The sequence below is a fragment of the Stenotrophomonas sp. I18B00994 genome, from assembly GCF_014145825.1.
Lineage (GTDB): Bacteria > Pseudomonadota > Gammaproteobacteria > Xanthomonadales > Xanthomonadaceae > Stenotrophomonas > Stenotrophomonas maltophilia.
In genome coordinates this window covers 1-13,454 of record NZ_JACIUW010000023.1, presented here as the reverse complement: position 1 = coordinate 13,454, position 13,454 = coordinate 1, and the positions used below count along the sequence as shown (strand labels likewise).

Annotated in this window: 11 protein-coding genes and 4 tRNA genes; 14 read left to right on the top strand and 1 reads right to left on the bottom strand. The window is 66.0% G+C overall.

Features of this window, described 5'->3' with window-relative positions; genetic code table 11:
- Positions 1–34 precede the first annotated feature (34 nt).
- From H4O10_RS18905 to ychF, 8 genes are all read left to right on the top strand, one after another.
- Positions 35–1,720: a tetratricopeptide repeat protein gene (locus H4O10_RS18905; protein ID WP_172958434.1), complete on the top strand. Its 1,686-nt coding sequence runs from the start codon at positions 35–37 to the stop codon at positions 1,718–1,720.
- Entirely contained in the window at positions 1,717–2,376 is a 660-nt protein-coding gene (gene lolB / locus H4O10_RS18900; protein WP_033833052.1) for a lipoprotein insertase outer membrane protein LolB, read from the top strand. Before H4O10_RS18905 ends, lolB begins: the two co-directional genes overlap by 4 nt.
- The gene (gene ispE, locus H4O10_RS18895; protein ID WP_033833051.1) at positions 2,373–3,242 is read left to right on the top strand and encodes a 4-(cytidine 5'-diphospho)-2-C-methyl-D-erythritol kinase; all 870 of its coding nucleotides are present in this window, start codon (positions 2,373–2,375) and stop codon (positions 3,240–3,242) included. The genes lolB and ispE overlap by 4 nt, the downstream gene beginning before the upstream one ends.
- A gap of 11 nt (positions 3,243–3,253) precedes the next feature.
- Positions 3,254–3,330: transfer RNA gene (locus tag H4O10_RS18890), tRNA-Gln, on the top strand.
- Positions 3,331–3,470: 140 nt separating this feature from the next.
- Positions 3,471–4,430 (top strand): ribose-phosphate diphosphokinase, encoded by a 960-nt coding sequence (locus H4O10_RS18885; RefSeq protein WP_005415400.1) that lies wholly within the window; start codon positions 3,471–3,473, stop codon positions 4,428–4,430.
- A 109-nt stretch (positions 4,431–4,539) separates the two neighbouring features.
- Positions 4,540–5,157 (top strand): 50S ribosomal protein L25/general stress protein Ctc, encoded by a 618-nt coding sequence (locus H4O10_RS18880; RefSeq protein ID WP_005415401.1) that lies wholly within the window; start codon positions 4,540–4,542, stop codon positions 5,155–5,157.
- Between the two features lie 48 nt (positions 5,158–5,205).
- The gene (pth, locus tag H4O10_RS18875; RefSeq protein ID WP_049454315.1) at positions 5,206–5,784 is read left to right on the top strand and encodes an aminoacyl-tRNA hydrolase; all 579 of its coding nucleotides are present in this window, start codon (positions 5,206–5,208) and stop codon (positions 5,782–5,784) included.
- Between the two features lie 141 nt (positions 5,785–5,925).
- A complete protein-coding gene (ychF, locus tag H4O10_RS18870) occupies positions 5,926–7,017 on the top strand; it encodes a redox-regulated ATPase YchF (protein ID WP_005408193.1) in 1,092 nt (363 codons plus the stop codon).
- 592 nt (positions 7,018–7,609) lie between these two features.
- Here ychF and H4O10_RS18865 read toward each other — a convergent pair.
- Complete coding sequence (locus H4O10_RS18865) at positions 7,610–10,348, bottom strand: TonB-dependent receptor (protein WP_049454317.1); 2,739 nt, start codon at positions 10,346–10,348, stop codon at positions 7,610–7,612.
- A 170-nt stretch (positions 10,349–10,518) separates the two neighbouring features.
- Between H4O10_RS18865 and H4O10_RS18860 the strand changes: the two genes are divergently transcribed.
- The 6 genes from H4O10_RS18860 to H4O10_RS18835 all read left to right on the top strand — a co-directional run.
- Positions 10,519–11,538, top strand: a complete 1,020-nt coding sequence (locus H4O10_RS18860; RefSeq protein ID WP_005408200.1) for a cyanophycinase — start codon at positions 10,519–10,521, stop codon at positions 11,536–11,538.
- Between the two features lie 105 nt (positions 11,539–11,643).
- A complete protein-coding gene (locus H4O10_RS18855) occupies positions 11,644–12,660 on the top strand; it encodes an isoaspartyl peptidase/L-asparaginase (RefSeq protein WP_049430290.1) in 1,017 nt (338 codons plus the stop codon).
- A 137-nt stretch (positions 12,661–12,797) separates the two neighbouring features.
- Positions 12,798–12,883, top strand: a tRNA-Tyr gene (locus H4O10_RS18850).
- A 24-nt stretch (positions 12,884–12,907) separates the two neighbouring features.
- Positions 12,908–12,981 (top strand) — tRNA-Gly (locus tag H4O10_RS18845).
- 49 nt (positions 12,982–13,030) lie between these two features.
- Positions 13,031–13,106, top strand: a tRNA-Thr gene (locus H4O10_RS18840).
- 41 nt (positions 13,107–13,147) lie between these two features.
- Positions 13,148–13,454, top strand: a 307-nt coding sequence (locus tag H4O10_RS18835) for a GTP-binding protein (protein ID WP_235304032.1), incomplete at its 3' end; no start/stop codon positions are given.

The window sequence follows — 13,454 nt, the reverse complement described above, 5'->3', positions numbered from 1 at the left end:
CATTGGACGATATTTTAAGGCCCCGATGCCGACGATGCCCGCATTGATTCGCATCCCCAGTGTTCTGCTGCTGTCCCTGGCCTGCAGCCAGGCCCTGGCGGCGGTGCCGGCCAAGGCCCCCGTACGGGCCCCGGCCACTGAGGAACTGGCGCTGGAACCGGTGATGGCCGGTGAGTTCGCGCTGCAGGCCGGCAAGCTGGCCGAGGCGGCCCGCTGGTACCTGCAGGCCGCCCAGCAGACCGACGGCGACGCCGGCCTGGCCGAGCGCGCGACCCGCATTTCCATGCTCGCCAACGATGACTCCAGCGCCGCCAAGGGCCTGGCCCTGTGGCAGCAGCGCGCGCCCAGCTCGTTGACCATGCGCAGTGCCGCTGCCGCGCTGGCCATGCGCCAGGGCGATGTGAAGGCAGCGCGTGGCGATCTGCAGGCCTTGCTGGCCGACCCGGATGAACGTGGCTGGAAGTTCGCCCTGGCCGCCCTGATCGGCGGCGGCCGTGACCCGGCAGTGCCGGCGCAGGTGCTGGGCGAGCTGGTCGACGCCAACGCCATTCCGCCGAAGATCGAGGCGTGGCAGGAGTTCGGACGCCTTGCCCTGCGCATGGACAAGCCCGAGCTGGCGCGGCGCATGATCGATGAAGTGGTCAAGCGCTTCCCCGAGGAACCGCGTGTGGCGCTGCTGCGCGCCAGCCAGCTGCAGCAGGCCGGGGAGACCGGCAAGGCGCTGTCGCTGCTGCACGATGTGGAGCCGAAGACCCGACAGGACCCGGAACTGCGCAATGCAGTGGCCATCGCCTACGACAGCCTCGGCCAGCCGTCCGCCGCCGAGCGCGTGCTCGCGTTCGGCCCGCAGGACGTGCAGACCTGGGGCATGCGCGCCTCGCTGCTGGCCAAGCAGGGCGACAAGGCGGCGCTGTCCAACCTCTACAACGAACTGTCGCGGCAGGCGGCCAAGCCGGACCCGGCGCAGCGCCTGCTGCTGGGCAAGATCGCCGAATACCTGAAGCGTTATCCCGAGGCGGTGCAGTGGTACCACAGCGTGCCCGGTGGCGATGAACTGAGCGAGGCGCGCCTGCGCGCGGCCAACGCCCAGGCCCTGGCCGGGCGCCTGCCGCAGGCATTGGATGAAGTGCACGCGATCCAGTCCGATGCGGTGGTCGACGACGATGTGCGCCGCGATGCCTACCTGCTGGAGGCCGAACTGCGCCAGCGTGCTGACGACAGTGCCGGGGAGCTGGATGCGCTGGCCCGCGGCCTGGCCGCCTACCCGGATGACAACGGCCTGCTGTACGCCCGTGCGCTCACCTGGGAACGCCGCGACGAGATCCCGCGCGCCGAGGCCGACCTGCGCAAGATCCTGGTGACCGACCCGGAGAACGTGCCGGCATTGAACGCGCTGGGTTACACCCTGGCCGATCGCACCGGTCGCCTGCAGGAAGCGCTGGAGCTGATCGACCGCGCCCGCGTAGCCGAACCGGACAACGCTGCCATCGTCGACAGCTATGGCTGGGTGCTGTACCGCCTGGGCCGCAAGGAAGAAGCATTGGTGCAGCTGCGCCGTGCCTGGACCCTGGCCAAGGACCCCGAGATCGCCGCCCATGTCGGCGAAGTGTTGTGGGTGCTGGGCAAGCATGACGAGGCCCGCCATTTCTTCGACGAAGCGGCCAAGCTCGACCCCGAAAACCGCGCGCTGCTGCGCGCCCGCGAGAAATTCAATCCATGAGTGTTTCCCTGATCCGGCCGCTGCTGTTGGCAACTGCGGCCCTGGCGTTGACCGCCTGTACCAGCGTGGGCACGCAGAAGACCCCGGCGCCGGCGGTGGTCGAGGTTGTTTCGGCCGAGGCGGCGCAGGCCGAGGCGGCGCGCGTGGCCGCGCTGCAGGCACAGCCGGACTGGACTTTCCAGGGCCGGGTCGCGGTCAGCAAGGGCAAGGACGGCGGCAGCGGACGCATCGACTGGAAGCAGGAAGGACGCCGCTATGTGGTTGAGCTGAGCGCGCCGGTGACCCGACAGAGCTGGAAGCTGACCGGCGATACCCATTCCGAAGCCGGTCGCCTGGAAGGACTGGCCGGCGGGCCGCGTGACGGCGAAGACGCCCAGCAACTGCTGCTGGAGGCGACCGGCTGGGACATCCCGGTCAACCAGCTGCCGGCGTGGATCCGTGGCCTGGTGGCCGGTGATGCGGCCGGTCCGGAGAAGGTCGAGCGTGATGGTGAAGGCCGGCCGCGTCGCATGCAGCAGATGGGCTGGCAGGTGCAGTACCTGGACTGGTACCCGGCCGAGGCCGGGCGCCCGGCGCTGCCGCGCCGGATCGAGGCCGGCAATGGCGACGCCAAGGTGCGCCTGCTGGTCGACCAATGGGGGCAGGGCACCCCATGAGTGCCGGGCGCGATGATAGGGGCTGGTCCTGGTGGCCGGCCCCGGCCAAGCTGAACCTGTTCCTGCACATCAACGGCCGCCGTGCCGATGGCTACCACGAGCTGCAGACCGTGTTCCGCCTGCTGGACTGGGGCGATCGCATCGGTCTGCGCCTGCGTGAAGACGGCCAGGTGCGCCGGCAGGGCGAGGGGCTGGCTGGCGTGGCCGAGGCGGATGACTTGGCGGTCCGCGCCGCGCGGCTTCTGAAAGATGTGGCCAATATCGTGCAAGGCGCAGACATCATCGTCGAAAAACACGTTCCTGCAGGCGGTGGCTTTGGCGGCGGTTCGTCCGACGCGGCTACCGTACTGGTGGTGCTGAACCGGCTCTGGCGTGCCGGTCTGGATGAGGACGCGCTTGCTGCGCTGGGCCTGCGCCTGGGCGCTGACGTGCCGGTGTTCGTGCGCGGGCGCAATGCCTGGGCCGAAGGGGTGGGTGAGCGCCTGCAGCCGATCGTGCTGGAGCCGGCCTGGTATGTGGTGGTTGAACCGGGTGTTCATGTTCCCACCCCGGCTCTGTTCGCAGACCCGGATTTGACGCGCGGCAGCCCAGTGGCGAAAATAGAGGACTTCGCTTCCGGGACCCTGGTCGGGAACGCGTTCGAACCGGTGCTGCGCCGCCGTGAGCCTGCCGTCGAGGCAGCGTTCGCCGCGTTGAGCAATATCGGCACGGCGCGGCTGACCGGTTCGGGAAGTGGTTGTTTCGTCGAGTTCGCATCGCAGTCTGCCGCAGAGCAGGGACGGTCGAAGTTGCCGAAGGAGTTGCGGGCAAGGGTGGCAGCGGGCGTTGCGCGTTCGCCACTGCTGGATGCACTCGAGCAACACTGATTTATCAATGCAGGGGCGTCGCCAAGAGGCCCAAGGCACCAGGTTTTGATCCTGGCATTCGTAGGTTCGAATCCTACCGCCCCTGCCAATAGCGGCTGTGTCCGCGCCTTCCAGCGCATCGCCCGCGCGGGACGTGGAAACAACCGCGGTGTTGTCAGCAGCAAGGGTCCATCGGGGTCCTTGCCGACTCCGGATCCCCGCCACTCGTCCCCGCCCGAGACAATCATGATGCAAGAGTCCCCGAACCTGCTGGTCTTTTCCGGCAACGCCAACAAACGTCTGGCGCAGAACATCTGCAAGGAACTGGGGGTTCGCCCGGGCAAGGCGCTGGTCTCGCACTTCTCCGATGGTGAAGTGCAGGTGGAGATCGAAGAGAACGTCCGCAAGCAGGACGTGTTCGTGATCCAGCCGACCTGCGCGCCGAGCGCGGAAAACCTGATGGAACTGCTGGTGCTGATCGACGCGCTCAAGCGCGCATCGGTGGCCAGCGTGACCGCCGTGGTGCCGTACTTCGGCTACTCGCGGCAGGATCGCCGCATGCGTTCCTCGCGCGTGCCGATCACCGCCAAGCTGGCGGCGAAGATGTTCAGCACCGCTGGCGCTGATCGCGTGCTGACCGTCGACCTGCACGCCGACCAGATCCAGGGCTTCTTCGATATTCCGGTGGACAACGTGTATGCGTCCCCGCTGCTGCTGGCCGACATCTGGCGCGCCTACGGCACCGAGAACCTGATCGTCGTGTCGCCGGACGTGGGCGGCGTGGTCCGCGCCCGTGCCGTGGCCAAGCGCCTGGATGACGCCGACCTGGCGATCATCGACAAGCGCCGCCCGCGCGCCAACGTCTCCACCGTGATGAACATCATCGGTGACGTCGAAGGCAAGACCTGCGTGATGGTCGATGACATCGTCGACACCGCCGGCACCCTGTGCGCCGCTGCCGCTGCCCTGAAGGCGCGCGGTGCGCTCAAGGTCGCCGCCTACTGCACCCACGCGGTGCTGTCGGGCCCGGCGGTGGACAACATCACCAATTCCCAGCTCGACGAGCTGGTGGTGACCGACACCATCCCGCTGAAGGACGCGGCGCGGGTGTGCAGCAAGATCCGCCAGCTGAGCGTGGCGGAAATGCTGGCCGAAACGATGCGCCGCATCGCCTTCGGCGAGTCGGTCAGCTCGCTGTACGTCGACTGATTTTTTCGCCCCTGCCGGCAACGGCGGGGGCATACCCGGATGCTTCTGGTCGCGGAAGCATCTTCAACCGCCACGCCGCAGGGCGCGGCAACAACCTGAGTAGTCGAAAATGTCGAAGACCCATGAAATCAAGGTCACCAAGCGTGAACTGCAGCGTAAGGGTGCGAGCCGCCGCCTGCGTCACGCCGGTGTGATCCCGGCCATCGTGTACGGCGGCAACGCCGAGCCGGTCGCCATCAGCCTGGACCACAACGAAATCTGGCTGGCCCAGCAGAACGAGTGGTTCTATGCCTCGATCCTGGACCTGAACCTGGATGGCCAGGTGCAGAAGGTCCTGCTGCGTGACATGCAGCGCCACCCGTACAAGCAGCTGATCATGCACCTGGACTTCCAGCGCGTGAACGAGAACGAAGCCCTGACCGCTTCGGTCCCGCTGCACTTCGTCAACGAAGACACCTCGCCGGCCGGCAAGGCTGCCGACGTCGTGGTCACCCACGAACTGAAGGAAGTGACCATCACCTGCCTGCCGAAGGACCTGCCGGAGTCGATCGAAGTCGACCTGGGCGAGCTGAAGGCCGGTGACGTGGTGTACCTGTCCGACATCAAGCTGCCGAAGGGCGTGGAAATCCCGGCGCTGGCGCTGGGCAAGGACCACGACGACGCCATCGTCACCGCCAAGGCCGGCAAGGCCGACGCGGCTGACGAAGAAGCGGCTGCCGCCGAGTAATACCGTTACGGTGCCTGCCTCCGGGCAGGCACCGTACTGGAAGGAACCATGGCAGGACTGCGACTGATCGTCGGTCTGGGCAACCCCGGATCTGAACACGCCCGGACCCGGCACAATGCCGGGTTTCATTTCGTTGAGGCCCTGGCGGAAAAAGCCGGTGCGCGATGGAATGTGGACAGCAAGCTGTTCGGCGAGACCGCCAAGGTCGAGATCGCCGGGCAGACGGTGTGGCTGCTCAAGCCCGCCACCTTCATGAACCTCAGCGGCAAGTCGGTCACCGCCGCACAGCGGTTCTGGAAGATCGAACCGGAAGAAACCCTGCTCACACACGACGAACTGGACCTGGCGCCCGGCGTGGCGCGGCTGAAGTTCGACGGTGGCCACGGCGGCCAGAACGGCCTGCGCGACACCATCCGCCTGCTCGGCCACGGCAAGTTCCATCGCCTGCGCGTGGGCATCGGCCATCCCGGCCACAAGGACCGCGTAGTGGGTTGGGTGCTGGGGCGCCCGTCCAAGGAGGACGACGTGCTGATCGCACGCGCCATCGACGATGCGGTCGACGTGATGCCGCTGGCGGTACAGGGCGATTTCAGCGAAGCGATGAAGCGGCTGCACACCCCGAAATAAGCTGTAGGTACCGACCGTTGGTCGGTGTGGAACCATCCAATCCGGTAGGTACCGACCGTTGGTCGGTACGGAGAATGATTGGAAAAGCAGCGCCCAGGCCGCTGTTTCCCCAATCACTTTCACCCCAGAGAGCTGTCACCCATGGGTATCAAATGCGGCATCGTCGGCCTGCCCAACGTCGGTAAGTCGACCCTGTTCAATGCGCTGACCAAGGCGGGTATCGCCGCGGCGAACTTCCCGTTCTGCACCATCGAGCCGAACGTCGGCATCGTGCCGGTGCCGGACCCGCGCCTGAACGAGCTGGCGGGCATCATCAATCCGCAGAAGGTCATCCCGACCGCGGTCGAGTTCGTCGACATCGCCGGCCTGGTGGCCGGTGCCGCCAGCGGTGAAGGCCTGGGCAACAAGTTCCTGGCGCACATCCGCGAAGTCGACGCGATCACCCACGTGGTGCGCTGCTTCGAGCACGGCGACATCGTGCACGTGGCTGGCAAGGTCGATCCGATCTCTGACATCGAAACCATCGACACCGAGCTGGCGCTGGCTGACCTGGACAGTGTCGAGAAGGCGCTGAACCGTGCCGAGCGTGCGGCCAAGGGCGGCGACAAGGACGCAGCGGCGCGCAAGCCGGTGCTGGCCAAGCTGCAGGCTGCGCTGTCGGACGGCAAGGCCGGTCGCTCGGTCGGCCTGGACGAGGAAGAGAAGGCGCTGGTGCGCGACCTGTTCCTGCTGACCCTGAAGCCGGTGATGTACATCGCCAACGTGCTGGAAGACGGCTTCGAGAACAACCCGCACCTGGAAGCCGTGCGCGCGCACGCCGCCGCCGAGGGCGCGCAGGTGGTGCCGGTGTCGGCCGCGATCGAGGAAGAGCTGTCACAGCTTGACGACGAAGACCGCGACACCTTCCTGGCCGATCTGGGCCTGAGCGAGCCGGGCCTGAACCGCGTGATCAACGCGGCCTACAGCCTGCTCGGCCTGCAGACCTATTTCACTGCCGGCGTGAAGGAAGTCCGCGCGTGGACCGTACGCAAGGGCGCCACCGCCCCGCAGGCTGCCGCCGTCATCCACACCGACTTCGAGAAGGGCTTCATCCGCGCCGAAACGATCGCGTATGACGACTTCATCAAGTACAAGGGCGAAGCCGGCGCCAAGGAAGCCGGTCGCCTGCGCCTGGAAGGCAAGGAATACCGCGTGCAGGAAGGCGACATCCTGCACTTCCGCTTCAACGTCTGATCCAGCGGCATCGGATCGACCCCGGACGCCCCGCCCAGTGCGGGGCGTTCGCGTTTCCAGCGATGGACAAAAAAACACCACGCTGCGAAACGCTTGCGGTGTGATGTTCGCCGGTACTTGTCCACAGCAAACTCCCATCGCTTTCCACGTCGGGTGTGGAAAACCCTGCGTATCGCTGCAGAGCCGAGCCCATGCTCGGCTGATGCCAGCAGGAGCCGAGCGTCGGCTCGGCTCTGCAGGGATTGCCCGCGCAGCGCGGACAAATTTTCGCCGTGCTTCGAAACGCTTGCGTGGCAACACTCCCACCTACTTGTCCACACCTAGTTCCCATCGCTTTCCACGGCGCATGTGGAAAACCCGGATTCTGTCTGGACAAAAAATTGCCACCCTTCGAAACCATTGCAATGCGTGGCTCGCAGGGACTTGTCCACACCAAACCCCCATCGCTTTCCACGTGCGGTGTGGAAAACCCAGGGCGGGTGCGCTGCAACGAATGCCCACCAAGGTGGGCATCTACCGGGTGCAGTGTGCATGGACAACAAGGCCCGCCAGTGGCGGGCCTTGTTGTCCACGTTCTGCAATACGGTGTGCCTTACAGCGCGCTGCCACCGAACTTGTGGGTGTACTGCAGGTTGATGGTGCGGCCGACGCTGTCGAACCAGGACACGTCGTAGTACGGATACGCGGTGTAGGTGGCATCCTTCGGCGGCATCTTGTTGAACACGTTGACCACCGACAGCGACAGGCGCGAATGGTCGTCGAAGCGATACTGCACCGAGGCGTTGTAGCGGTAGGTCGCCTTCACGTAGGGGCTGTCACCGCTTTCCCAGTCGAACGACTGGTCGTAGTTGTCCGAGGTCGGCAGCTTGCCCAGGCGCGAACCGTAGACCGTGGCCGCCCACGCGTCCTTCTCCCAGGTCACGCTCAGGCTGGTCTTGGTGCGCGGGATGTCGAATCCGCTGTTGACCGCGAACTGGTCCAGGGTCGGATCGCCGGGGTAGCGCTGGAAATCGTGCTTCTTCACCCAGGTGTGGGTGCCATTGAGGATGAAGTCGCCGATACCGGTCTGCAGGCGGTAGCGCAGGCCGACGTCGATGCCGGAGGTCGACTCGCGGGCGACGTTGATCGGCGCCACGCGCACGCCGTACAGGCGGCCGTCGCTGGTACGGGTGATGCGGTCGAGCGCGTCCACGCAGGTCGGCGAATTGATGTCGGCACTGCCGAGCCGGCAGTTCGCTTCGTTGGCCAGGAGGGTGCGCACATCCATGTCCTGCACCTGCTTGCGCATGTCGATGTCGAACCAGTCCACCGACAGGTCCAGGCCGATCGCCGGCGACCAGACGAAGCCTGCACTCCACGAGGTGCTGGTTTCCGGGTCGAGCTGGCGGTTGCCGGTGCGGCTGCGGATCAGGTTGCGCTCGTAGTCGGAACAGTCGCTAGCGCCATCGGCGCGGCAGCTGTACAGGTCTTCGGCGGTGGTCTCGTCGTTGCCCGGTCCGGCGAACACGTAGTGCAGGTCCGGCGCGCGGAACGCGGTGCCATACGAACCGCGTACCAGCAGCGTGTCGATCGGGCGCCATTCCAGACCGCCGCTCCAGGTCGCCTTGCCGATGGTGTGGCCGGAATAGCGGTACTGGTCGTAGCGGCCGGCCACGCTCAGGTTGACCGTCTCGTGCAGCGGCATGCGCAGCTCGGCGGCGGTCGCCCAGCGGTTGCGCGAGCCCTGGCCGTCCGAATCCTTCCAGCTGTAGTAGTAGTACTGGGTGGCCAGCGGATCGGGATTCAGTGCATAGGCCTGCTGGCCCACTTCCACGGTCGCGGCGAACCCGGCATCACCGCCTGGCAGGCCGAACAGCGCGGAATTGGTCAGCGTGAATGCAGCCGTCTCGGTGCGCGACTTCGGCGAATAGGTAGTGCGTGCGGCAATCGAATCGTACTCGGCGCGGGTCAGCGGCCGGTACAGCCGCGACGGGTCCGCGTTGTAGATCGGGAAACCGTCGTCGTCCACGCCCAGCTGCGGGCCAAGGAACAGGTCATTGGCCTTGGCGGCGATGATCTGCGCCCAGCTGATCCGCGACTGGTACTGAGAATGGCTCAGCGCCGCTTCGTAGTCCCAGTTGCCGGCCAGATTGCCTTTGAAGCCGGTGGTCACGCTGAAGGTCTTCTGCGTGCTGCGTACCATCGCATTGCGCAGGCCCCCCATTTCCTCGGGTGAGAACTGGCGCTGCCAGAACTCGATCTCGCCGGTGGCCTGGTTGTTGAAATAGCCCGACTCATCGCCATTGGCGTCCATGCGGCCCCACTTGGTGACGTCGCGCATCAGCGACATCGTGTGGTAGCCCAGCTGCACATCGGCGAACCATTGCTGGCCGTTGTCGAAGTCGTAGCTCAGCGAGGCGTAGCCATTGGCGCCGCGGCGCTTGCTGAGGATGGTGCCGTAGCCGATCGAGCCGTCGCTGCCGCAGTAGTAACCGTAGCGCGGGCGGTAGGCGCGGTAGGTGCTGCCCTGGTTCTGCCCGGCCAGCGCTTCGCAGGTGGCCGCGCCCGGATCCAGGTAGTCGTCGTTGTAGTCCGTACGCAGGTAAGCGCGGCGGGCGATGCGAGAGCCCTCGGTGGGGCCGTCCTGGGTCGAATCCTGGATGTCGCGCTCATAGGCCCACAGCGGGGTCTGCGACTGCAGCTCGACGCTGTACACGGCGTTGAAGTTGCCGCGGCTGAAGCCGCTGGCCAGGCTCATGTCGAACGACTCGCCACCGCCTTCGCTGGTGGTGCCCATGCGCATGTCGATCGTGGTGCCGTCGGCCTTCTTCTTCAGGATGAAGTTGACCACGCCGGCGATCGCGTCCGAGCCGTAGATGGCCGAGGCGCTGCCGGTCAGCACTTCGATGCGCTCGATCATCCCCAGCGGGATGTTGGAGACATCGGTGAAGTTGCTGCGGCCCTTGAACGGCATCGGGAAGTCGGCGATGCGGCGGCCATTGACCAGGACCAGCGTGTGGTTCGGGCCCAGGCCGCGCAGGTCCACCTGCTGGGCGCCCGGCGAGAAGTCGGCGCCGCTGGAAGACTGCTGGCTCTGGGTCTCACCGCCGTTCTGGGTCATTGCACGCAACACGTCCGGCACGCTGGTGAAGCCGCTGGAGCGGATCTGTTCGGCGTTGATCACCGTGATCGGGGCGGGGCCTTCCACCTGGGCGCGCGGAATGCGCGAACCGGTGACCTGCACCGCATCCAGTTGTTGAACCGAGGAGGAAGCCGGTGCCTGGGCCGCCGCGGAAGCAGCCACGCCCATCAACGCCAGCTGGATCGACCACGCCATCGCCTTTCTACGCATGAGGAATTCTCGGAAATGAAGCCGGCCCGCAGAGGAGGGGCCCTGTCCCCCATTCAGATTTCCGGAACGGGCGCGCGCATTTAACGCCTTTTTCATGTCCTTGACTACTGGGTCCCTATCTGGCAAAGAGTGGAAACGCTTGCAAGTCGATTTTGTTCAGGGAGATCAAGATGCGACGCCTCCATCGGACCCTGCGTGCCCCCTTCGCCTGGCTGGCGCTGCTGGTCTTGGCCGTGCCGTTGGTCGCCCTTGCGCAGGACCTGCAGGGCCCGGGCTTCGCCTACTACGAAGCCGGCGATCTCGACGCGCCCCGGCCCGGCCCGCGCGCACCGGCCATGATGCTGATGGGCGGTGGCGAATGGGTGCCGGAGGCTTTCCACTGGTGGCTGAAGCAGGCTGGCAATGGCCGCGTGCTGATCCTGCGCGCTTCTGGCAGTGATGAGCTGCAGGACCGCCTGTACCGCGAGATCGGCGGTACCACCGCAGTGCAGACGCTGGTCTTCGACAGCCGCCGCGGCGCCGACGATCCGGCCGTGCTGCGCGTGGTTGCCGCAGCTGATGCCATCTTCATTGCCGGTGGTGACCAATCGCGCTACATCCGCTTCTGGAAGGGCACTGCGCTCAACCGCGCGCTGAACGCCCACGTGCGCGCTGGCAAGCCGATTGCCGGTACCAGTGCGGGGCTCGCCATCCTCGGTGGCTATGCCTACGGCGCGATGGACGGTGGCAGCATCACCTCTGCCGGTGCCCTGGCGGACCCGATGGGCAGCGCGGTGACCATGGACAGCGGCTTCCTGCAGATGCCCTACCTGCAGCGCGTAGTCACCGACACGCACTTCGACAAGCGCGACCGGCTCGGTCGCCTGATCGTGTTCGTGGCGCGCGCCGCACAGGACAGTGGCGACCCCGACATCGTCGGCATCGGCGTCGACGAGGACACCGCCCTGTGCGTGGAGCCCGATGGCCAGGCGCAGGTCTACAGCGCTGATGGCGAGGGCAAGGTCTGGGTGGTCAGCCCCGGTCGCGATGCCGACCGCCTGGTCGAGGGCGAGCCGCTGCGCTTCCGCGCGGTGCCGGTAACGGTGGTCGCCAGCGGCAGCCGCATGCGCCTGGATGACGTCCAGGCCGAGGCCGACTATCAGGCCGTGGCCGACGTCAGCGATGGCGAGCTTGAGTTCACGCTTCGGTAGTGCCGGCCGCTCGCCGGCAACCCACCTTTCCTGATGCGCCCCTCGCCGGCCAGCGGCCGGCACTACCCTGCAATCCATTCCCCGTTACTGCTGGAGACGTATCCGATGAAACTGCGCCTGGCGCTGTCTATGCTGCTGTCCCTGCCCATGCTTGCCCAGGCCGCACCGGCCACTTCACCGCTGCTGGTCATCCACGGCGGCGCCGGCGTCGAGCGCAAGGACCTGTCGCCGGCCGAGGAAAAGGCCGCACGTGACGCGCTGCGGGCGGCACTGCTGAAGGGTCATGCGGAACTGGCGGCGGGGCGCCCCGCGCTGGCCGCAGTCACCGCCGCGATCACAGTGCTGGAGGACGATCCCACCTTCAACGCCGGCAAGGGCGCAGTGTTCACCCATGACGGCCGCAACGAGCTGGATGCGGCGGTCATGGATGGCGCGAACCAGGCGGCGGGCGCGGTGGCGGGCGTGCAGCGGGTGCGCAACCCGATCCTGCTGGCGCAGACCGTGATGCAGAAATCCCGCCACGTGATGATGGTCGGGCAGGGCGCCGAAGCCTTCGCGGCCGAGCAGGGCATTCCTCTGGTCGATCCCTCCTACTTCCGTACAGAGAAGCGCTGGCAGCAGCTGCAGCGCGCGCTGAAGGAAGAGGCCAGCGGCCAGGCGCATGCCGACCTGGAGACTGCAAAGCACTTCGGTACCGTTGGTGCGGTCGCATTGGACGCGCAGGGGCATCTGGCCGCCGGCACCTCCACCGGGGGCATGACCAACAAGCGTTACGGCCGGGTCGGTGACTCGCCGATCATCGGTGCCGGCACCTGGGCCGACGCACGCTGCGCGGTGTCCGGCACCGGGTGGGGCGAGTACTACATCCGCACTGCGGCCGCGCACGAGATCTGTGCGCGCATGCGCTACCAGGGGCAGAGCCCGGAGCAGGCCGGCAAGGGCGTGATCAACGAGACGATTCCGCAGATGGGCGGCGACGGCGGTGCGATCGTGCTCGGCGCAGACGGAAAAATGGCCACGCCGTTCAACACCCAGGGCATGTATCGGGGCTGGATCGGCGGCGACGGCGTCCCTCATGTCGCAATTTTCGCCAACGAGACCCTGCCGCTTCCCGGGCAATAACCTTGCGTATCAATGGGTTTGCGACAGCGTGTGAAAAAAATGGAAAAAAGCGTTGACAGCCCCCCGTCCCATCAGCAGAATAAGCGGCTCACCACCACGCACCGCAACGCTTCGGCGGCAACGGGATGGGGTGGTAAGGAGGGATACCCAAGCGGCCAACGGGGGCAGACTGTAAATCTGCTGGCTTACGCCTTCGGTGGTTCGAATCCACCTCCCTCCACCAGTTTCACGTTGTGACATTCCCGGCGCGGGAGTAGTTCAATGGTAGAACCTCAGCCTTCCAAGCTGATGGTGCGGGTTCGATTCCCGTCTCCCGCTCCATTGAATGAACTTTGAATATTATCGAGTTCATGTCATAATGCAAAACTCGGCTCACGTAGCTCAGTCGGTAGAGCACTTCCTTGGTAAGGAAGAGGTCGAAGGTTCGATTCCTTTCGTGAGCACCATCTTAAGCATCACCTCTCAGACGAATTCGAGATAAGCAGCCATGGCCAAGGGTAAGTTCGAGCGCACCAAGCCGCACGTCAACGTCGGCACCATCGGTCACGTCGACCACGGCAAGACCACGCTGACCGCCGCACTGACCAAGATCGGTGCCGAGCGCTTCGGTGGCGAGTTCAAGGACTACTCCTCGATCGACGCCGCTCCGGAAGAAAAGGCTCGTGGTATCACGATCTCGACCGCGCACGTCGAATACGAATCCCCGATCCGTCACTACGCCCACGTTGACTGCCCGGGCCACGCCGACTACGTCAAGAACATGATCACCGGTGCCGCCCAGATGGACGGCGCGA

Bases quoted from the DNA above. Each gene is read 5' to 3' on its own strand.
- H4O10_RS18905 (WP_172958434.1), top strand. From the start codon at position 35: ATGCCCGCATTGATTCGCATCCCCAGTGTTCTGCTGCTGTCCCTGGCC.
- lolB (WP_033833052.1), top strand. From the start codon at position 1,717: ATGAGTGTTTCCCTGATCCGGCCGCTGCTGTTGGCAACTGCGGCCCTG.
- ispE (WP_033833051.1), top strand. From the start codon at position 2,373: ATGAGTGCCGGGCGCGATGATAGGGGCTGGTCCTGGTGGCCGGCCCCG.
- H4O10_RS18885 (WP_005415400.1), top strand. From the start codon at position 3,471: ATGCAAGAGTCCCCGAACCTGCTGGTCTTTTCCGGCAACGCCAACAAA.
- H4O10_RS18880 (WP_005415401.1), top strand. From the start codon at position 4,540: ATGTCGAAGACCCATGAAATCAAGGTCACCAAGCGTGAACTGCAGCGT.
- pth (WP_049454315.1), top strand. From the start codon at position 5,206: ATGGCAGGACTGCGACTGATCGTCGGTCTGGGCAACCCCGGATCTGAA.
- ychF (WP_005408193.1), top strand. From the start codon at position 5,926: ATGGGTATCAAATGCGGCATCGTCGGCCTGCCCAACGTCGGTAAGTCG.
- H4O10_RS18865 (WP_049454317.1), bottom strand. From the start codon at position 10,348: ATGCGTAGAAAGGCGATGGCGTGGTCGATCCAGCTGGCGTTGATGGGC.
- H4O10_RS18860 (WP_005408200.1), top strand. From the start codon at position 10,519: ATGCGACGCCTCCATCGGACCCTGCGTGCCCCCTTCGCCTGGCTGGCG.
- H4O10_RS18855 (WP_049430290.1), top strand. From the start codon at position 11,644: ATGAAACTGCGCCTGGCGCTGTCTATGCTGCTGTCCCTGCCCATGCTT.